This is a genomic window from Corallococcus sicarius (assembly GCF_003611735.1).
Classification (GTDB): Bacteria; Myxococcota; Myxococcia; order Myxococcales; family Myxococcaceae; genus Corallococcus; species Corallococcus sicarius.
Genome location: NZ_RAWG01000066.1, coordinates 18474 through 38571, shown reverse-complemented (window position 1 = coordinate 38571; position 20098 = coordinate 18474). Strand labels below are relative to the sequence as shown.

The window sequence follows — 20098 nt, the reverse complement described above, 5'->3', positions numbered from 1 at the left end:
TTCCAGCGCCGCCAGCGCCGTCTGCTGCTGACGGGCGCGGGCGAGAACCTGCTCCACTCGGCGCGCCGGGTCCTGAGTGAGGTGGCCCAGGCCGAGGCGCTCTGCCGCGCACACCCGCAGGACGACCAGGCGGTGGGCGAGCTGTTGGTGGAGGCCTACACCACGCAGTACGCGAAGAAGCTGCCGGAGGTCGTCTACTCGGAGCAGCGCAAGGCGTTCCTCCGGGACGTGGCCTCGCGCCGCGCGGTGAGCACGGTGCTGGTGGCGGAGCTGGACGGCGAAGTCGTGGGCACGGTGGCCCTGTTGCCGCCCGGCGCGTCCGGCACCGAGGCCTGGCTGCCGAACACGGCGGACCTGCGCGCCCTGGCCACGGCGGTGCGCGTCCACGGCCAGGGGCTGGCGCAGCCGCTGCTGGCGGAGACGGAGGCCCTCGCACGGCGCTGGGGGGTGGAGGCCATCTCGCTCCACGTGCGCCGGGGCGCGGTGGGCGTGGCGCGCATGTACCAGGCCCGGGGCTACCAGCGCGTGCCGTCGGGCGACCTCGAAAAGCCAGACGTGTACCTGGAGGCCTACGTCCTGCCCCTGACGTAAGGATGTCCGGAAGCCAACTTCTCCCCAGCATCAGGTCGGGACAGGGGTTGCCTGCTCGGCACCTGGACGACCAGGGAGGTGCCTATTCGCCAGGGCATCCTATGATGGCGTATGAGTTTCGCCCTGGCCCATGGCAGCACCGCGCAACGACAGCCGCCTCCGGCCGGGGGTAGCCACCGCGTCCAGTTCTACGAGGACCCGGCCTTCCTCTTCGACGTGGTCGCGAGGTTCCTGGAGGCCGGCTTCCAGGTCGGTGAGCCCGCGGTCATCATCGCCACGGAGATCCACCGCAAGGGCTTCAAGGCGCGCCTGAAGGCGATGGGCTTCGACGTGGAGCGCGCCCTGGCGGACGGGCGGCTCGTCCTGCTCGATGCCCGGGAGACCCTGGAGACGTTCATGGTCTGGGGGATGCCGGACGAAGACCGCTTCCAGCGGGTCATCGGGGCGGTGTTCGACAAGAGCCTGCGGGGCGCGGGCGGGCGGAGGGTCCGCGCCTACGGCGAGATGGTGGACCTGCTGTTGCGGGACGCGAACCCCCGGGGCGCGCTGCTGTTGGAAGCGCAGTGGAACGACCTGGGCCGGCTGCACCCGTTCAGCCTGCTGTGTGCCTATGCGATGGGCGGCTTCCAGACGCAGGAGGACGCGCAGGTGTTCCACGACGTCTGCACCGCGCACGCCCACGTGAGCCCCACCGAGGCCTATACGCAGGTCCAGTTCGAGGAGCAGCGCCTGCGCGAGGTCGCCGCCCTGCAGCAGCGCTCCAGGGCGCTCGAGACGGAGATTGAGCACCGCAAGCGCGTGGAGAAGGAGCTGCTGGCGGCGGTGCAGCTGCGCGAGGACTTCCTCGCCATCGCCGGGCACGAGCTGCGCACGCCCCTCACGGCGCTCCAGCTCCAGCTCCACTCGCTCACGGGCCTGGTGCGGGACGGGGGCAACCCCCGCGTGAAGGAGCGTCTGGCGCGCGCACAGAGCCAGGCGCAGCGGCTGGGGGACCTCACGGAGGAGCTGCTGGACGTGGTCCGCCTGGGTGGCGGCCGGCTCCTGCCCCAGGTGGAGGACTGTGATCTGGCGGAGCTGGTGCGGGAGGCGGTGGACCGCTCCGCTGAAGCCGTGGCGCGCTCCGGCTGCCAGCTCCAGGTGTTCGCGGAAGCGCCGGTGCAGGGCCAGTGGGAGCGGACCCGCATCGAACAGGTGGTGACCAACCTGCTCTCCAACGCCCTCAAGTACGGGGCGGGCCAGCCCGTGGAGCTGCGGGTGAAGGCGGGCGCGGACCGGGCGACGCTCGTGGTCCGCGACGGCGGCATCGGGATTCCGCTGGAGGCCCAGGCCCGCATCTTCGACCGCTTCGAGCGCGCGGTGTCGTCGAGCAGCTTTGGAGGCCTGGGGCTCGGGTTGTGGATTGCCCGCCAGGTGGTGGAGGCCCACGGCGGCGTCATCCGCGTGGAGAGCGAACCCGCGCGCGGCGCCACCTTCACGGTGGAGCTGCCCTACCGCGCCTGAGCCTCTCTCTCGCGGTGGCTCAGGCCGCCGCGGCGCGGGTCCCCACGCCCTCACGGGCCGCGCCCAGGCAGTCGTCCAGGAAGCGCAGGTAGCAGTCCAGCCCGCGCGTGCCGACGGCCGCCAGCCGCGGGCCCTCTTCGGGATGCGTGCGCAGCAGCTCCTCCATCATCCGCTCGTTGAGCGCGGTGTGGCCCACGTCCACCTCCGCGTGCTCCCGGAGGAAGGTGAGCGTGTCCAGCGTCCCCTGGCCCAGCACCGCGCGCACCCGCGCGAGGATGCGCGGCACCAGCACCACCGCGAGGTAGCCCACCTCGTATTCGATGGCCGCCTGGCCCAGCGGCAGGTCGCCGGTGATGGCCTCCTCGTGCACCTGCCGGTACTCGCGCATGGCCTGCGTGGGCGCCTGGGCCACCAGCGCGTCCGCGTCCAGGGTGGCCGCATGGCGCCGGTTCCAGCCGCTCACCAGCACCTGCGCGTCCTGGATGGTCATCAGGTGGTGACCGGCCTCGTGCTTCGCGTGGGTGATGAGCTGCCGGCCGACCTTCTCCTGTCCCAGCGCGATGCAGCGCTCGCCCGCGCCGCGGATCCACCCGTCCACCGGCTCCGTCATGTACGCGCCCCGCGCGGACCACTCGATGAGGAAGCGCTCCATCAGCGCCGGGGTGATGTCCGGGGACAGCAGCGTGCGCACCGCGGGATCCGTCTCCAGGCGGGCCCGGGTCTGCTGCACGTGCGGGAGGTAGTGCGTCTGCATCAGGCTCATGACAACTCCTTCAGGGGGGTGGGGAGCGGACGGGGTGCCGTCTGCTCGTGGAGGTGCTCCAGGAATTCGGGGACGAGATCCGCGGGGATGATCCACAGGGCGGGCTTCGCTTCAGGGGCGTCGTCGTGCAGCCCGGCCGCTTCGACGTCGCCCGGTGCTTCGGCGAGGAAGGTGAAGCTGTCGCGGCCCCGGCGCGCGAACCAGCGGCGCGCCTCGTCCAGCAGGGCCGGCCCGGCGTCGCGGGCGCGGGGCGACAGCGGGAACAGGCGCGCGGAGTCCAGCAGGTGGAAGGGATGGGTCCCGGGCGCTCCTGACTCCAGCACCGCCACCGCCAGCGGTGTCTGTCCATCCCGCGCGACCACCAGGTGGCGCTCGCGCTCCAGGCCCAGGGCGTTCCACGACCGCGCCGCGTCCTCCAGGTCCAGCGTCTCCGGGCGGAGGTCCAGCGCTTCGGTGTAGCAGGCGGGCCGCGTGCGGGAGAGCTCCTCCAGGAGCAGCTGTCGTTCGGCCTCCGTCGCGGGGCCCAGCTCCAGCCCGGAGGCGCCCGCGCCGGCAAGCTGCGCGCAGTCCACCTCCAGCATCCGCAGGGGCAGCACGAACGTGCGGCCCGTGTCCGCCATCCGCTCCGCGAAGCCGACGTGCGTGCGGCGGACGAAGGACACCGTCGTCTCCAGGTAGGTCGCGAACCACCGGAAGCCGGGGTCCGCCCGCGCGTGCTCCAGGGCGCGCACGTAGATGTCGCGCAGCAGCTGCCCGGGGACGCGCTCGAACCGCGAGGCATCCTGACGCCGCGCCAGCTGGTGCAGCAGCCACAGGGAGCGGTACGGCTTCATGATGGAGAGGGTCGCCTCCACCCCGCGCTCCGAAGGCCACACCACCTGGGAGAGGACCGCGCCCAGGTGCGGGGTCCGCCGTCCCAGCGCGAGGAAGCTCTCGCGCCGCGCCTCGAAATCCTCCGAGGACCGGCCCCCCAGGTTGAAGTAGCCGGAGTCGATGAACAGCCGCCACTGCTCCTGCGCGTGCGCCCCATCGGTGCGCGTCATCGGATGCAGCGCCCGCATCACCAGCGCCCGCCAGGCCTCCGCGTCCTCGCGGGTCAGCGGCGTCACCTCCAGGCCACAATGGAAGGACCGTCCGGTGCCGGCCGACACGTGGCGCACCTCCGCGCGCAGGGACAGCCACGAGCCGTCCTCCGTGGGCAGCTCGAGGGGCGGGAGCACCCGGCCCGGGGAGAGCTGCTCGCCCGGGGCCAGCCGCAATGACAGTCCTCCCAGCGACACGTCCACCACCTCGCGCTCGCGGCCCAGCCACCCGGGAAGGGGCAGCCGCACGCGCAGGGACGCCGGAGCGGGCGCGCGCCGGTGGGCCCGGCGCCGCAGTTGGATCAACCGCCAGGGCAGCGGTGTCACCCACGTGCCCGCGCCGCCCGCCTCCCCCGACAGGTGCAGGCGGTAGAGGCAGCCGTGGCCCTGCAGCTCCACGTCGCAGGGGCCCTCGTCCGGAGGGGCCCCCGTCCAATGGAGGCGCCCGGTGCCGGCGTCCAGCCGCTCGATCCGAGCCACGCGAGCCAGGCGGAGCGGCGTCACCGTGTCCCGCGGGTGCAGCCAGGCGGGGGATTGCAGCGCCGCGGCGGTGGTGAGGATGGCGCGGATCCGCTCCGGCGCGGTGATGACCTCCGACACGACGGAGGGTGGTGTGCCCGTCTCCCAGTCCAGGCGCGATGGCTCGGACGCTGGACGTGGCGCTGCCCACGCTGGATGCGCTCCCACGATGTCTCTCCCGATGATGGACGGCGGCTCGCCCGCGAATCACCCGGAGGTCCCGGGGAGGCGTGCTCGAAATGGGATACGGAGCGGGGGGCGCGTTCGGGTCGCTTGGGTCGCGCTCCCGGGCGGGGGCCCCGGGGCATTCAGCGGCTACTCGCCCTCACACTCAGGCACCGAATCAGAGGGAACTCTGGTCGAAATCCGCTCTCTGGTTCCATCACTGGAAACCGGCTGAGCCAGATGCCGCTGCACTCCTGCGATGAAGTGAAAAAGGGCGTTTCGCTGGCAGTGGATCTATCCGTAGGATTGGCGCATGGAATACCGGGTCTATCCTGTCAGCCGCAGCAGCAAGGAACCGCTGCTTCAGTTCATGCTGAAGGCACTGAAGGACAGTGGCTGCCGTATTCTGCAGCATTCGCCACCGACACAAGCGCCGTTCAGGATCACGTTTGAGACACCCGCAGGGGAGCGTCTAGGCATTCTCGCCTATGCGTTCTTCGCGAATTCCAAGCGGACCAAGAACCGACCTGCTGACGAGCATCGGTTCCAGGTCAAATACGGCCCAGATGACAAGCGGCTCCATTCCATCTGGCAGGACCCGTACCTGCTTTACACCACGCTCTTTTGCGGCATCGACCCTGAACGGGGCATCTTTGTAGGGGCTGATCCCGCGCTACATCACCCAACGCGCTTCTTCATCAGCATCGAATTCAAGGACCACCACGTCGACACCCTCCAGAAACAGGGCTGGCACAGTTGGGAACGCGATCACCGCGCTGAAGATGGCAAGCCGGTAGAAGTCCTTGTCGGAGGCACCGCCCAGAGTTTCCTGCGCTACGTCCGGTTCGAGCGTGAGGCCCTCTATGAGGACCAGGGCCACCGCCAGTTCCTGGCGGAGCGCGTCCCTCAAACTCCGCCAGCAGCCTTCTCTTCACTGAGGGTTGCAAATGCCGACGTCATTCCTCCTTCTGATCGGGTCCATGCTCTTGCCCGTGAGTTTCAGATGGAGGAAGGGCAGGTCCTTGATCTCATCGCGAATGCCCGGCGCCTGAAGATGGCGGTACGTGGTTGGGTCGCGGAAGAGCACCTTGTTCGCAGGCTTCGGCTGGTTCCCGGCGTGACGGACTGCGAGCGGGATGATGCCGAGGGACGACCGGATGTTCGACTTCGCTTCGAAGGGAGCCGCATCGTCACCATCGAATGCAAGAACGTTCTCCGGAAACCGAATGCCGCGAACCTCGCGCGGGTCGACTTCCAAAGAACTCGGGCGGCCAAGGGAGATCCCTGCTCGCGCTACTACAGCGCCGGTGATTTCGACGTGGTGGCTGCGTGCCTCCATGCCGTCACGGAGAAGTGGGAATTTCGCTACGTGCTTCCTCGGAACCTGGAGTCGCACTCCAGGTGTCCTGGCAAGCTCGCGAGCAATGTCCGGGTCGATGACCGGTGGAACGCCGAGGTGAGTGCCGTACTTCGGGCTGCTGTATAACGGTCACTGCCGGCCGGGAGTGGGCCTTCTGCTGCGTCGCGCATGCTTGGCGGCTCATCTGCTAAGCGCACGTCAGCAGGAGCGTGCATAGTAGTGTCGGCCTGTCGGGCTGGCAGGAGCGTGTGCGCGGAGTTCACAATGGGCAAGCCGAAGATCATCAGCCTTTTTACCGGGGCAGGCGGAATGGACTACGGGTTCGAGGCTGCGGGCTTCGAGACGGTGGTCGCCCTGGAGTTCGATCATGACTGCTGCGACTCGTTGCGAACGAGTCGTCCGCACCTATCGGTCATGGAGCGCAGCATCTTCGATGTGCCCACCGGTGAACTTCTTGAGACGGGCGGTCTTAGACGGGGCGACGAGTTTGTCTTGATGGGGGGACCGCCGTGTCAACCGTTCTCCAAATCCAGCTATTGGGCACGTGGTGCCGCGCGACGATTGGATGACCCTCGCGCGGATACGCTCTCCGCATACATGCGTGTGGTCGAAGAGGCGCTTCCCAGCGTTTTCGTGCTCGAAAATGTCACGGGCCTCGCATTCTCCGGAAAGGACGAGGGGCTGCGACTCCTGCTGGACAAGGTGCAGCGGATCAACGCAGCCACGAGGAGTCACTACAAGCCCTGCTTCCAGGTACTCAACGCCGCCTCTTACGGAGTGCCGCAGATGCGCGAACGCTTCGTGCTGGTGGCTTCACGTGACGGTGCTCCATTCGCATTTCCGGCGCCGACACACGCGGAGGGGCTGGATAAGCCAGCTTTGTTGGACGTAGGGCTGCTGCCGTACCGCACAGCTTGGGATGCGATCGGCGACGTGAATCCGGATGCCGAAGAGGACCTCGCCGTCAAAGGCAAGTGGGCTGAGCTGCTTCCCTCAATCCCGGAAGGGCAGAACTACCTCTTTCACACGGACCGAGGAGGGGGGCTCCCGCTCTTCGGATGGCGTCGGCGCTTCTGGACGTTCCTGCTGAAGCTCGCGAAAAATCGTCCCTCGTGGACCATTCAAGCCCAACCAGGGCCTGCTGTCGGTCCATTTCATTGGGAAAACCGACGGTTAAGCGTTCGTGAGCTTGCTCGGATCCAAACGTTTCCTGATGACGTTCAGTTCCAGGGAACCCGTTCCTCGGCTCAACGTCAGATTGGCAATGCAGTGCCTTCGCTGATGGCGGAGGTCCTTGGTCGATCAATTCGCACCCAGCTTCTGGGGCGAACTCCGGTAAGGGGCCCGCTCAAGCTTCTTCCCCCAGCCCGAGGTCCCGTGCCTGCCCCAGAAAAACCCATCCCGGTTCCCGAGGACTTCCGGAAGTTGGTGGGAGAGCACGAGGCCCATCCCGGTACGGGCAAGGGGTATGGCGCCAAGTCCCGTCTCCGGTCGGTCGCGTAGGACACGCTACTTATAAGGAGTCGGCACCTGCCCTGGGGTTGGTGGACACGCCCAGGGAGGCGGCTGCTACCAACGTTCGTCGTCCGCGCTCGCCGAGGCCTTCCAGTCCCGGCCCGGCTGGTCCGACGTGCTCTCCCGGGCCTGCGGGCCGAGGCCCGCCACCCGCGCTCCCGGGCGGGGGCCCGGGTCACCGGGGGTGCGTTTCCCGGTGAAAACAAAGAAACCCCCTGGGTTGCATGTGACAGGGCGGGGCGTCCCCGGTGGGAAAGGTGCGCGGGCCCCCGGACGCGCTTAGCCTCTGGCGCCCATGTCCCTCCGCAAGGACTTCATCGAGCGCGCCATCGAGCAGTTCGTGGCGGCCATCGCCAGCATCCTCCAGGCCCGCAAGGAGAAGCGGTACGGGGACGCGCGCGCGCTCATCCAGGAGACGTCCCGGTCCGTGCTGGGCATGGAGTACGGCACGCTCACCCTGGCGGACGCGGAGTCCACCTCGCGGCTGCTCGGCACCCACGCCCGCGTGCGGATGCTCGCGCGGCTGGTGCGCGAGGACGGCGAGCTGATGCGCGAACAGGGGGATCCGCTCACCGCCGACTCGCGCTTCCTCCTCGCGCTGGAGCTGTACCTGGAGGCCATGTCGCTGGGCCTCAACCCGGACACGGAGGACGCCACCGCCATCGCGGAGCTGCGCGGCCTCACCGACCCGGCCTCGCTGTCGGAGCGCCACCAGCGGATGCTCGCCCAGGCCTGACGAGGCGCGGCGCGCACGTTGGCGCACCCGGATCCGTTGAACACCCGCCCGGGCATCGGTCGGGTTTGAGACACGCCGACGCGGGAAGATCCACCGCGCGTGTCCCCCCGCCTTGCTAGGCGTCAACGACTTGCGTCTATCATTGCCGCCTCATTCGTCACGCAACACCGGGGGGGTGCGCGTGTCCTTGGTTCGTTTTCCTGAGAGCGTTGTCTCTTGTCGTAACCTCGTGGGCGGGGAATGGGTGCAGCCCGCCGAGGTGCCGACGCAGGAGGTCCGCAGTCCCTACACGGGGGAGGTCATCGGCCGGGTGCCGTTGACGACCGCGTCCGGGGTCGCCCAGGCGGTGGAGGCCGCGAAGGTCGCGGCCCACGACTGGGGCCTCACGCCGCTGCGGGAGCGCACCCAACGCCTGCAAGCCTTCCGCGAGCTGATGGACACGCACCTGGCCCGGCTGGCGAACCTGGCCGCGAGCGAGTCTGGCAAGACGGTGGCGGAGGCCCGCGCGGGGCTGCTCAAGGGAATGGAGGTCTGTGATTTCGCCCTGTCCCTCCAGAACCTGGATGGCGGCGCGAGCATGGAGGTCAGCCGGGGCGTCACCTGCGAGTACCGCCGCGCGCCCTTGGGAGTCGTGGCCGGCATCACGCCGTTCAACTTCCCCGCGATGGTGCCCCTGTGGCTGTTCCCCATCGCCGTCACGCTGGGCAACGCCTTCATCCTCAAGCCGTCGGAGAAGGTGCCGCTGACCGCGTGCGCGCTGGGGGAGCTGATGGTGGCGGCGGGCTACCCGCCCGGCGTCTTCTCCCTCGTACACGGCGCGAAGGACGCGGTGGACGCGCTGGTGGAGCACCCGGACGTGAAGGCGCTGGCCTTCGTGGGCTCCTCGCCGGTGGCGCGGCACCTGTACGCGGAAGCCAGCCGCCACGGCAAGCGCGTGCTGGCGCTGGGCGGCGCGAAGAACCACCTCATCGTCGTGCCGGACGCGGATCCGCAGCTCACGCCGCAGGCGGTGGTGGACTCGTTCACCGGCTGCGCGGGCCAGCGCTGCATGGCCGCCAGCGTGATGCTCGCGGTGGGGGACGTGCAGCCGCTGGTGGATGACATCGTCCGGCGAGCGTCCCGGCTGGAGCCGGGGCCGGGCATGGGCGCGCTCATCGACCGGGGGGCGGTGGACCGGCTGGAGACGGCCATCGCGAAGGCGAAGGCGGACGGGGCGCGCGTGCTGCTGGACGGGCGCGGCGTGCGCCCCTCCGGGGAGGCGTACGCGAACGGCCACTGGCTGGGGCCCACGGTGCTGGACGGCGTGCGGCCGGACATGGAGGTCGCCTGGCGCGAGCTGTTCGGCCCGGTGCTGTCCATCGTCCGGGTGACCACGCTGTCGGCGGCGCTCAAGGTGGAGAACGCGTCTGCGTATGGCAATGCCGTCTCCATCTTCACCACCCGGGGCGCGGTGGCGCAGACGGTGGTGGAGGGGGCGAAGGCCGGCATGGTGGGCGTCAACGTGGGCGTGCCGGTGCCGCGCGAGCCCTTCTCCTTCGGTGGCACGGGCGAGTCGAAGTTCGGGCACGGCGACATCACCGGGCCGTCCAGCCTGGACTTCTGGAGTCACCTCAAGAAGGTGACGCGCAAGTGGTCCGCCGGCACCGACGGCTCGTGGATGAGCTGACCGCTGAGCTGAAGCACACCCCTTCCTCAACGCCTTTCGTTCCCACCTTCCGCGCCCGCCAGGAGGGCGCTCCCATGGCTGACAAGAAGCCCGTCAATCACATCCGTCTCACCTCGCACCCGGATGGCCAGGTGCCGCGAGTGCCGCTGCGCTGGGGCGAAACGGAGCCGCTGCGCCGGGGCCCCGTGGTGGCCACGCTCTCCGACCCCGCGCACCGCAACGTCATTGGCACGCACTCCGGCGCCTACGCCATCTACCGCGCGCTGGCGGTGTCCGCGGGCAAGCTGCCGCAGGACCACAAGGCGGACCTGACCAACACCTCGCCCGCGGCGCAGGTGGGGCCGTATCCGTCCTGGGGGGACCCCAAGCGCATCGTGTCGCTGGACCCCTGGGGCGCGGTGGCGGGGCAGGTGTTCCGCGCCTACGCCGACCAGGGCGTGGACTACAAACCCAGCATCGCCGTCACCCGGGCCCACATCAACATGCCGGAGGTGCGCGACGCGATGCTCGCCGGGCGCCTCCAGGTGGACGGAGACCTGGTGGCGGCCAACGGCGACATCAAGGTCGTGAAGGCCGCGGTGGAGCCCGTCTGGTACCTGCCCGGCATCGCGGAGCGCTTCGGCCTCACGGAGGGCGCGCTGCGCCGGGGCCTCTTCGAGCACACCGGCGGCATGTTCCCGGAGCTCATCACCCGCCCGGACCTGCACGTGTTCCTGCCACCCATTGGCGGGCTGTCCCTGTATGTCTTTGGCGACATCGCGAAGCTGGCGGACCGGGACGTGCCGCTGGCGGCGCGCGTGCACGACGAGTGCAATGGCTCCGACGTGTTCGGCAGCGACATCTGCACCTGCCGCCCGTACCTGGTGCACGGCATTGAAGAGTGCGTGCGCACGGCGCAGCAGGGCGGGGTGGGGCTCATCGTCTATCACCGCAAGGAGGGACGGGCGCTGGGCGAGGTGACCAAGTTCCTGGTCTACAACGCGCGCAAGCGGCAGGAGGGCGGCGACTCCGCGGCCACGTACTTCCACCGCACCGAGTGCGTGGCGGGCGTGCAGGACATGCGCTTCCAGGAGCTGATGCCGGACGTGCTGCACTGGCTGGGCATCACGCGCATCCACCGCTTCGTCTCCATGAGCGACATGAAGCACGACGCCATCGTGCGCTCGGGCATCGAGATCCTGGAGCGCGTGCCCATCCCGGACGGGCTCATCCCGGCGGACGCGAAGGTGGAGATGGAGGCGAAGAAGGCGGCGGGCTACTTCACGCGCGGGCCGGTGGCGGACGCGGGGACGCTGGCGCAGGTGAAGGGACGGGATCTCGATGCTTGAAGCAATCCGGGTGCAGGAGGTGTCTCCCACGGTGGCGTGGCTGCGCAGTCCGGCCGCCATCCGCGAGCGCTGTCACCAGGTGCTGGACCTGGGGCTGGCCGGGAGGCTGGAGTACTTCCGGGTGGAGCCGTCGCGGCTGCCCGTCGTGGTGGACCGGGTGCTGGCGGTGACGCACGAGGCGTACCCCCGGCTGGACATCCCGGTGCACAGCCGCTGGCGCCACTTCGACGCGGGCGGGGTGCCCCGGCTCGCGCAGTTGGAGGCGCGCCTGGCCGCGCTGCCGCCCGACGAGCGCGCCCGGGCGAAGGTGGACCTGGGCGTGGTGAGCGTGCTGCTGGACGCGGGCAGCGGCCCCGCGTGGCGCTACCAGGAGCCGGGGGGCGCCACCTACGTGCGCTCCGAAGGGCTGGCGGTCGCGTCGCTGCGGATGTTCATGGCGGGGGGCTTCTCGTCGGATCCGGACCGGCCGCTGCGCGCGGACGCGGAGGCGCTGGGCCGGATGACGCGCGAGGCGCTGGAGCGCGGCTTCCAGGTGTCTGAGTCCAACCCGCTGCTCGGGGTGGAGGGCCGGCTGCAGCTGATGCAGGGGCTGTCGCGGGTGCTGCCGAGGCCGGGGTCGATGTTCGACATGCTGGCGGCGCACCGCCGCAGCGTGCGGGCCACGGAGGTGTTGGGCACGGTGCTGGAGGTGCTGGGCCCCATCTGGCCCGGGCGCACGACGGTGGACGGCGTCAACCTGGGGGACGTGTGGCCGCACCCGGCCCTGGGCCCGTCCGACAGCGCGGACGCGCTGGTGCCCTTCCACAAGTTGTCCCAGTGGCTGTCGTACTCGCTGGTGGAGCCGCTCGCGGAGGCCGGCGTGACGGTGACGGAGCTGGACGCGCTCACCGGCCTGCCGGAGTACCGCAACGGCGGGCTCTTCGTGGACCTGGGCGTGCTGGTGCCCCAGGACCCGCGCCTCTTGAAGGAGGCGTACGACCCGGGAGACGCGCCCATCGTGGAGTGGAGAGCGCTGACGGTGGCGCTGCTGGACCGCGTGGCGGCGCTGGTGCGCGGACGGTTGGAGATGAGCGCGGAGGAGCTGCCGCTGGCGAAGGTGCTCCAGGGCGGGACGTGGACGGCGGGGCGCCGGGTGGCGGCGGAGTTGCGCCCTGGAGGCGTGCCGCCCATCCGCGTGCGCAGTGACGGGACGGTCTTCTGAAGAAGTCGTGAAGTGCTGGCGCAGGCCCACAGGCCGTCCGGGGCTCCCGGCGGCGCGAGGAGAACCCATGGACTTCCCGAACTGCACGGTGGTGGATCACCCGCTGGTGAAGCACAAGCTGACGGTGATGCGCAGGACGGACACGAGCACGGCGTCCTTCCGGGCGCTGCTGGAGGAGATCTCCCTCCTGCTCGGGTACGAGGCGCTGCGCGACCTGAAGCTGCGCGAGGAGGAGATCCAAACGCCCATGGCGCGCACCACGGGCTGGGTGCTGGACGGCAAGAAGCTGGTGCTGGTGCCCATCCTCCGCGCGGGGCAGGGCATCCTGGACGGGCTGCTGCAACTGGTGCCGTCCGCGCGCGTGGGCCACATCGGGCTGTACCGCGACCCGGAGTCCTTGAGCGCGGTGGAGTACTACTACCGCGTGCCGGGCAACCTGGAGGACCGGGACGTCATCGTGTGTGATCCGATGCTCGCGACAGGCAACTCCGCGGTGGCGGCGCTCCAGCGCGTGAAGCGCAGCCGTCCCGGGAGCCTGCGCTTCGTGTGTCTGCTCGCGTGTCCCGAAGGCCTCGCGAACCTGCGCGAGCACCACCCGGACGTGCATGTCTTCACCGCCGCCATCGACGACCGGCTGGACGCGCACGGCTACATCCTGCCGGGCCTGGGCGACGCGGGGGACCGCCTGTTCGGTACCAAGTAGGTGGACCTTTCAGGTCCTGGAAGTGTGGACTTTTAAGGTTCGTTGCGTCCAGACTGCTCGGGGGTGGCGCCGCCGCGCCGTGCCTCTTGCCCCCCGAGGAGTCATGCCCCCTTCCACCACGGATGACCTGGTGAGCACCCGGGAGTCGCCGCGCCGACGGACTCTGCCGCCCACGCCCGAACGGCCCCGGTCCCTCTTCACGATTGATGGCATCCGCTACGAGGCCCTCCGCGAGCTGGTGCTGCTGCAGACCGGAGAGCTGCTGATGCTCGCCCGGCGTTTCTCGGAGCGGGGCACCGCGCTTCCCGGGCGCTGCTTCGTGCGGCGGTTGGCCAATCCGGCCACCTCCCTGCGCCGTAGGCGACTGGGGGAGGAGATTCAGCTGGCCTTCCGCCTCCACCATCCCGCCATCGCCCAGGTGTTCCACCGCAAGGTGCACCAGGGCGCGCTGCACGTCGTCATGGAGTCCGTGGATGGGCCCTCGCTGGAGACGGTGGTGAGCGCGGGCGTGGCGCGCGGCAAGCCTGTCTCCGAAGCCTTCGCCCTCTACGTCGGTGCGGAAATCGCCGAGGCGCTGCACCACGCGCACACGCTGACGGCCGAGGATGGCACGGCCCTGGGCATCATCCACCGCGACGTCAATCCCCGGCACGTGTACGTGGGGGCGCATGGCGAGGTGAAGCTGGTGAACTTCGGCGCGGCCTACTCGCTGGTGATTGGGCGGGAGGAGTCGCCCGCGCGCCTTGTCCGGGGCGACGTGGCCTATGCCTCGCCCGAGTACCTGGAGCGGCAGCCGCTCACGCCCCGCTCCGACGTCTTCAGTCTGGGCGTGCTGCTGGTGGAGCTCTTCACCGGCAAGCACCCCTTCGACGTGCAGGACGTGCCCCGGCCGCCCGAAGGGATGAGCCCGCTCCATTCGGAGTTCCTTCCCTCCCTGCCGCTGACGCAGATGCGGGTGCTGCTCGCGAGCTTCGGCCCGGAGGACGTGGAGGCCGCGGTGGAGAAGCTTTCGCCCGACGTGAAGCAGTTGCTGCACGCGGCGCTTCGCTCCCATCCGGAGGAGCGCTTCGCCACGGCGGAGGCCCTGCGCGACGTCATGCGCGTGGCCCTGGCCCGGCGCCACCCGGGCTACGGGCGCCAGGAGGCCGCTGCGGAATGGGCCCGGGTGCTGGCCGAAGGCAGTGGCCTGCGTGACGCGGTGGAGTTCGGCGAGGGCGGCCTCTTCCAGGAGGGCCTGGAGGCGCACGAGCTGAAGGCGCTGGCGAAGACGTAGCGCTTCAGCGTGCCAGCGCGGAGGCGACGTGGAGGAGGGCGTCCAGGTCCTCCTCGTCCAGCTTGTGGGCGAGGTGGAGGAGGCGGCGCAGCTTGGGCGCCTCGTCTTCCTGGGGCCGTTGGGCCTTGCGCGCACTGGCGGGTGGCCCCAATCCCATCAACGTTTCGGGGGACACCCGCAGCTCCCGGCAGAGTCGGTAGAGGGAGGGGACGCTGGGCAGCATCTTCCCGCGCTCCAGGCGGCTGTAGACGGCGTGCACCAGCCCGATGCGCTCGGCGACTTCGGCCTGCGTCAGTCCCAGGCGCTCGCGCGCGGCGCGTGCCGCGGTGCCAATGGTGATGGCCAGTTCTTCGTTCATGGAGGGCGCCGAGCGTAACCGAGAAGCCCGCACCCGGCCCTGGCGAGTGGCTGGGAGAGGGCGGGCCTGGCGAGCGGGTAACGCGGAGGGAGGACGTCGCATGCGAGTGGCTGGCAGCCCTGAAAGAAGGACGCGATGAGGTCGCCGCCCGCCATTTGGGCGCCGGGGGTCCAGGTGCTGGGCTACACGGTGGAGCGGCAGCTGGGGCAGGGCGGCTTCGGCACGGTGTACCTCGCGCGGTGTGAGGGCCAGCCCTGCGCGCTGAAGCTGCTGCAGTTGATGCGGGTGGGCGAGCGCGCGGAGCGCGAAGTCTCCATCCTCATGCGTTTGCGCCACCCCAACGTGGTGGGGATTCTGGGCCATGGCTACTGGCCGGTGGCGCAGCCGCAATTCGCCGTCATCGCCATGGAGTACGTGGACGGACGCCGGCTGGACATGTGGGCCGAGGAGGAGAATCCCACCGCGAGGCAAGTGGCGCGCGTCGTGCTGGACGTGGCGCGGGCGCTCGCTGCTGCCCACTCGGACGGGGTGGTGCACCGGGACGTGAAGGAAGCCAACGTCATGGTGCGCACTTCGGACGGCCTGGCCAAGCTGGTGGACTTCGGCATCGGCGACTACGAGGGCGCGCGCTCCCTGACCCAGGACATCCTGCCGCCCGGGACGGTGGACTACCGCTCTCCGGAGGCGTGGAAGTTCCTGCGAACGCAGAGGGACGTGCCGGGTGCCCGCTTCACGGCGGGTCCGGCGGACGACTTGTGGGCCCTGGGCCTCGTCCTCTATCCATTGCTGACGGCACGCTTTCCCTTCGACGGCCCGGATGCCCATGCATTGACGGAGGCCATCCTCTCAAGCGCGCCCACGCCGCCGCACGAGGCGAACGAGCGCGTGCCCCGGGCGCTGAGTGACGTGTGCCTGCGGCTTTTGGAGAAGACGCCCGAGGCCCGCACTCCGAGTGCCCACGCTCTCTGCGAGGCGCTGGAAGAGGCGCTGCGCGGCGCCGACGCGACGTGGGACGTGCCGCTCTGTGATGCCTACAACGAGGACTCCGCGACGACGGAAGGGGAGGACATTGACAGCTTCGAGCAGTGGCGCGATCGGCCCGGGCATCGGCCACGCCGGGGCAGGCGTGCGGTGCCGGAGGAGTGGCCGGCTCCGCCTCTCGACGTAGACCCGGAGGCAGGGGCCGAAGCACCGCCCCAGGTGACGACCGTGCACGCGCCTGCGCGGGCGGCCCGTCTTTCTCATGCCTGGGCGGTGCTGGCGCTGGCCGTGGTGGTGGTCGCCATGGGCGCGGCGCTGATGCGGTGGACGCCACACGTCTCGAATCCCGAGCCCACCCGTCAGGAAGTAGCGGCCTCTGCTAAGCCGCCTCAAGCTGGTCTGGCCGCGGCTCCCATCGGCCCCGAGGCCATCGCCGCGGCCGTCGCCCTCCCCGCGACGCTCCAGGAGGTTTCATCCACCGTGACGACGCAGACGACAGTGCCCCCATCCCTTCAAATCCTGTCGAAGCCCACGAAGAAGGGCATGCGCGTCATGGCCCGAGCTGTGAGCACGGCGGCGGCCTGCACCGCCTTGACGGCGTGTCCCGGTCCTCAAGTGCGCCCCCCACCGCCGCCCGAGCCGTGCCCCGTGGGGGCCGTGAAGGTCATGGAGAAGCTGGACATCGACCTGGGGGACAAGGGTGACGCGATCTTCGAAGAAGGGGTGCCTCATTACATCTCGGTGCATGAGGGTCCGACCCAGTTGATCCTGGCTGGGCTCTGGGGGGACATGCCGAGCAACACGGTATTGTCCGGACGGCTCATCGTGCGGGACCGCGTGTATGGACGCCTGACGTGGGCGACGACTCCGAAGGGGGACAGTTTTCCCGTCTGCGTGGAGGTCTACGCGGAAGAGGGCGCGCGAGGGATGGCCCGAGAGCCCGGAGACGATTCACCCTCCAGTGCCCGTATCTTCACGACCGCCCGTGTGAAGGCAGTGAGTGAGTTCGAGTAGCAAGCCTGCCTGGGAGTCATCGTCGAGTGCCTTCTTCTTCCTTCGTTGTGCTCCTGGGTTCTCTGCTCGCCAGCGGATCCGCGGTCGCCCAGTCGGAAATCACATCCACCGTACCGGGTGCACGCCGCATCGAGCTGACCCCAGACGAAGCGCAACTCCCCTCTGAGCTGGCGGTGAGCCCAGGGCTCTCAACGGGCCTCTACTTCGACGCGGAGCTGATGCGAGAGGGCGTCGAGTTGGAAGGGCGGGACCGCTTCTCCCTGGTGGATGTGGGGCAGGCCACCCTCCGATTGGTTCCTTCATCACGCGTCACTCCAGGTGAGAAGTTCCGGCTGGTCGTGCGTTTCAGGGATGGGGCGGCGCCTGTAAGCGCCTCATTCCTCTTGCGAGTCCATCCCGCCAAAGCGGAACCCCTGGTGGAGGTCTTTCGCGGGAAGAGGACGCTTGAGACATACCAGCAAGAAGCCAGGGAGGCTCACGCAGAGCTGCTGCGCTGCCAGGAGGAGCACTCTCGGCTGATGACGGAGCATGATGCCCCAGGGGGGCTGGCTGGCCTCATCTCGACGGAGGCACTGGACGAGTTGGGTGTGGTCGGGAAGGTCGTGACCAAGGACGTTGCTCAGGCCGCTGGGAGTCCCATGGAAGCGGTCGTCGTCAGGAGCTACCGCTCCAAGACGAGCGTTGCCGTGGAGATCCAGCTGAAGGTGAAGGCGGGAGCGCTGCCGTGGGTTGCGAAGGGAGCAACGCTTCAAGGCAAGGCTGGAGCAGGGTTGAAGGTGCTCCGCATCTGGCAGGAGCAACCCATCCCGAAAGGAGAGCTCAGGCGCGTTGTCATCGAGGCCGATGCCTCCGCGATAGCGGCCCAGGGGGTCTACTCGCTCAAACTCTGGGAAGAAGACGGGCCGCGCGGTATCACGCTCGGCGACGTGACGTTCCCGTAGTGGGGGATGAGGATGTCTTGCGGTGAGTGCTTTTGAGAGCGCTTGATGCGGCGGGGCCGCTCAGACCTCTTCGAACTTCCCTCCCCACGCGGGTCCACGAACTGCTTTCGGCTCGCAACGAGCGATGACCTCAGGACTTGCCCGAGGGCGTGCGCGATGCGCTGGGGGACAGCCCCGAGGTGCGCGGCATGCACGAAACCGGCAGAGCGGGAGCGGGCATGTCGGACGCCCCGAAACACCATGTGTTGCCGCAAGAGCACCGCGAGTGGTTCGAGAAGCGCGGCTTCAAGGGCGACATGGACATCGACCAGTTCTGCGTCCGGATGGAGCAGGCCCACCACGAGGCGATTCATGGAGGGGGGAACTGGAAGCTGGGACGCATCTGGCCCGGCGAGTGGAATCGGATGATCATGGATGCGCTACTCCAGGCTGAGACGAGAGCCGGCCGGATGTTGACGCGGGATGGGATCTTGAAGGAGGTCGCGAGGCATATGCGGGACTATCGAATCCCCATGAACTTCACTTCTGGGAGAGGACGATGAGTGGTGGAGAGGCTTGGCGGGGCGACATCAAGGCACGCCTGTACGAGAGGGTTCGTGAACGGGGCTTCGGCTCACTCATTGCCTTTGCCGAAGCACGCCCTGCTGTTCCGCTGTACGTCCTGGCCGACGAGTTGGGCAACGACGTTGCTGCCGTGCAGATTCTAAGCGGCTTGATGTATGAGGCGGAGCAGCGCAAGCAGGTCACGCGCTTGGTTCGTGACGTCCTCGTGCGCGAGTTGGCCGAGAGGTTCCCGAATGGCTGGCCGGACGTGCTGGACGATGCAACCCGTGGAGAGGTTGCGATGGGGCTCGGGTCGTGGTTCGCCTACACCCCAGTAACCCACAGGGCGCGGGTTGACCGGGCAGGGGATGCGCTTCTTGCCAACCCTCCCCCCGCCGGCTGGCGCCCGCTCGGTCCTGATGATGAGCTACTTCGGACGCTCCTCCCCGACGAAGAAGCCTGACCGGCAGCGATGGCGCACCCGTTGGCGAAACGGAGCGCCACATTGCGATGTCGCCACTTCGTCCCGCAGAACTTCAACAAGGGAGAAGTCGATGACCGACGGACGTTCGTGGCGGGGGAACTGGAAGGCCCGCTTGTATGAGCGCGTCCGTGAGCAGGGCTACGACTCACTCACGGCTTTTGCCGAGGCCCGTCCCACCGCGTCGTTGGTGGCACTTGCCGAGGAGCTTGGTCCGGACGACGTCGCCGGAGTTCAGGTGTACGATGGATTGGTAGCGGAAGCGGTGCGAAGCAAGCAGGTGACCCGCCTGGTGCGTGGACAACTCGTCCGCGAGCTATGGGGGGGAGCCCCCCTGATGGTTGGCCAGCCGTGCTGGATGACGACAACCGCTTCAAGGTCGCCAAGGCCTTTGGTCCGGCATCGTCCCAGAAACCCACAAGGTGAGGGTTCGACTTGCTAGGGAGGCACTTCGCGCCAATCCCCCGCCTTCGGGCTGGCGTCCGCTCGGCCCCGACGATGAGTTGCTCCGCACGCTCCCACCTGACGAGGAAGTCTGAGTGGACGGCCTCACTGGTAGCTCAGGCAGCATCACCACGCTGTCCACGGATCCGGGGGCAAGCTCAGCTGCTCGGCCCCCATGCTCCTACGATTGGAGCTGAAGCGGCTTCAACACTCCCGCCCGATCCAACAGGTCGCGCACCCGCTCAGCCAGTGCCACATGTTCGGGGTTGCCTACTGTGAAGCGCTCGGGCGTAAGGATGATGAGGGTGCCCTTGTCCTCCACGAGCTCGATGTGCACTGGAGCGGGGAGTGGTGGCACCGTGCCCCGATGCCGCGCGAGGTACGTCACCCAGCCTGGAAGGACAGCAAAGGGAACGCCCTTGTCAACCATCTGGAGATGGGACGACGACATGCCGACGGCCGAGTCGGGATCCCACGCAATAGCCATGCTCCGCACAAGCCGAGAGACGACACTTGAGGTCAAAACGCGTTCGGCATTCGGTCCCCGGTTTGGAAGGTTGAGCACACACCTGTTACACACCACATTGGTAGATCCGCCACAGGTCACGTTGAAGGAACTGCCGTCGTAGTCATCGCTTGCGCCATTCCAAGCGCTGAAGCGGAATCCCAGATCATCGAACACGCGATCCCTACCTCGGCGGACAATTTTTTCTAGCGCAGTGCGGGACAGCTCGATTGGGCGCTTGAGAGCGTCCTTGCGCGACTTGCCTTGCTGGAACCAATTGGCGAATGACGAGTCAACCCTCGGAAGGATGGAGAAGAATGATTCTGCACGTTGGGCGCACTCCTCCGCCGACTCCTTCCGTGGCCCCCAATATGCTCCGGCAAAGTATGTTTCATTCATGGTGAATGCCCTGTGACGGTGACACCATAC

General features: G+C 68.8%; 17 protein-coding genes and 2 pseudogenes. 15 read left to right on the top strand and 4 right to left on the bottom strand.

Annotated elements, in window-relative coordinates; translation table 11 throughout:
• The first annotated feature begins 72 nt into the window (after positions 1–72).
• Positions 73–591, top strand: a complete 519-nt coding sequence (locus D7X12_RS13275; RefSeq protein ID WP_120625645.1) for a GNAT family N-acetyltransferase — start codon at positions 73–75, stop codon at positions 589–591.
• A gap of 111 nt (positions 592–702) precedes the next feature.
• Positions 703–2091 (top strand): ATP-binding protein, encoded by a 1389-nt coding sequence (locus D7X12_RS13270; protein WP_120625641.1) that lies wholly within the window; start codon positions 703–705, stop codon positions 2089–2091.
• Positions 2092–2110: 19 nt separating this feature from the next.
• Here D7X12_RS13270 and D7X12_RS13265 read toward each other — a convergent pair whose 3' ends face one another.
• Positions 2111–2854: a hypothetical protein gene (locus tag D7X12_RS13265; protein WP_120625640.1), complete on the bottom strand. Its 744-nt coding sequence runs from the start codon at positions 2852–2854 to the stop codon at positions 2111–2113.
• Positions 2851–4623 (bottom strand): PilZ domain-containing protein, encoded by a 1773-nt coding sequence (locus tag D7X12_RS13260; RefSeq protein ID WP_158620044.1) that lies wholly within the window; start codon positions 4621–4623, stop codon positions 2851–2853. The genes D7X12_RS13265 and D7X12_RS13260 overlap by 4 nt, the downstream gene beginning before the upstream one ends.
• 310 nt (positions 4624–4933) lie before the next feature.
• On the opposite strand from D7X12_RS13260, the gene D7X12_RS42360 reads away from it, so the two are divergent.
• From D7X12_RS42360 to D7X12_RS13215, 8 genes are all read left to right on the top strand, one after another.
• On the top strand, positions 4934–6106 hold the full coding sequence (locus tag D7X12_RS42360; protein ID WP_147443634.1) for a hypothetical protein: 1173 nt from the start codon (positions 4934–4936) through the stop codon (positions 6104–6106).
• Between the two features lie 138 nt (positions 6107–6244).
• A complete protein-coding gene (locus D7X12_RS13245) occupies positions 6245–7483 on the top strand; it encodes a DNA cytosine methyltransferase (protein ID WP_120625636.1) in 1239 nt (412 codons plus the stop codon).
• A 307-nt stretch (positions 7484–7790) separates the two neighbouring features.
• Complete coding sequence (locus tag D7X12_RS13240) at positions 7791–8231, top strand: hypothetical protein (RefSeq protein ID WP_120625635.1); 441 nt, start codon at positions 7791–7793, stop codon at positions 8229–8231.
• Positions 8232–8412: 181 nt separating this feature from the next.
• A complete protein-coding gene (gene mmsA, locus D7X12_RS13235) occupies positions 8413–9897 on the top strand; it encodes a CoA-acylating methylmalonate-semialdehyde dehydrogenase (protein WP_120625644.1) in 1485 nt (494 codons plus the stop codon).
• A gap of 74 nt (positions 9898–9971) precedes the next feature.
• Positions 9972–11225 carry a GTP cyclohydrolase II gene (locus D7X12_RS13230; protein ID WP_120625643.1) on the top strand — a complete coding sequence of 418 codons (1254 nt, stop codon included), beginning with the start codon at positions 9972–9974 and terminating at the stop codon, positions 11223–11225.
• Positions 11218–12426 carry a URC4/urg3 family protein gene (locus D7X12_RS13225; RefSeq protein ID WP_120625634.1) on the top strand — a complete coding sequence of 403 codons (1209 nt, stop codon included), beginning with the start codon at positions 11218–11220 and terminating at the stop codon, positions 12424–12426. The genes D7X12_RS13230 and D7X12_RS13225 overlap by 8 nt, the downstream gene beginning before the upstream one ends.
• 67 nt (positions 12427–12493) lie before the next feature.
• Positions 12494–13129 carry a uracil phosphoribosyltransferase gene (upp, locus tag D7X12_RS13220; protein ID WP_120625633.1) on the top strand — a complete coding sequence of 212 codons (636 nt, stop codon included), beginning with the start codon at positions 12494–12496 and terminating at the stop codon, positions 13127–13129.
• Between the two features lie 103 nt (positions 13130–13232).
• Positions 13233–14402 carry a serine/threonine-protein kinase gene (locus tag D7X12_RS13215; RefSeq protein ID WP_120625632.1) on the top strand — a complete coding sequence of 390 codons (1170 nt, stop codon included), beginning with the start codon at positions 13233–13235 and terminating at the stop codon, positions 14400–14402.
• Between the two features lie 4 nt (positions 14403–14406).
• Here the strand turns inward: D7X12_RS13215 and D7X12_RS13210 are convergent, their stop codons facing one another.
• On the bottom strand, positions 14407–14760 hold the full coding sequence (locus D7X12_RS13210; protein ID WP_120625631.1) for a helix-turn-helix domain-containing protein: 354 nt from the start codon (positions 14758–14760) through the stop codon (positions 14407–14409).
• 135 nt (positions 14761–14895) lie between these two features.
• On the opposite strand from D7X12_RS13210, the gene D7X12_RS13205 reads away from it, so the two are divergent.
• The 5 genes and pseudogenes from D7X12_RS13205 (at position 14896) to D7X12_RS44265 (ending at position 19259) form a co-directional block, all read left to right on the top strand.
• The gene (locus D7X12_RS13205) at positions 14896–16755 is read left to right on the top strand and encodes a serine/threonine-protein kinase (RefSeq protein ID WP_120625630.1); all 1860 of its coding nucleotides are present in this window, start codon (positions 14896–14898) and stop codon (positions 16753–16755) included.
• A 26-nt stretch (positions 16756–16781) separates the two neighbouring features.
• The gene (locus tag D7X12_RS13200; RefSeq protein WP_120625629.1) at positions 16782–17696 is read left to right on the top strand and encodes a DUF2381 family protein; all 915 of its coding nucleotides are present in this window, start codon (positions 16782–16784) and stop codon (positions 17694–17696) included.
• Between the two features lie 131 nt (positions 17697–17827).
• Positions 17828–18238, top strand: a pseudogene (locus tag D7X12_RS13195) (DUF2380 domain-containing protein); the annotation flags it as partial.
• The gene (locus D7X12_RS13190) at positions 18235–18702 is read left to right on the top strand and encodes an NUDIX hydrolase (RefSeq protein ID WP_120625628.1); all 468 of its coding nucleotides are present in this window, start codon (positions 18235–18237) and stop codon (positions 18700–18702) included. The pseudogene D7X12_RS13195 and the gene D7X12_RS13190, both read left to right, overlap by 4 nt.
• A 91-nt stretch (positions 18703–18793) precedes the next feature.
• Positions 18794–19259: pseudogene (locus D7X12_RS44265) on the top strand (NUDIX hydrolase).
• Positions 19260–19345: 86 nt separating this feature from the next.
• Here D7X12_RS44265 and D7X12_RS13180 read toward each other — a convergent pair.
• Positions 19346–20068 (bottom strand): immunity 52 family protein, encoded by a 723-nt coding sequence (locus D7X12_RS13180; RefSeq protein ID WP_120625627.1) that lies wholly within the window; start codon positions 20066–20068, stop codon positions 19346–19348.
• Positions 20069–20098: the final 30 nt, after the last annotated feature.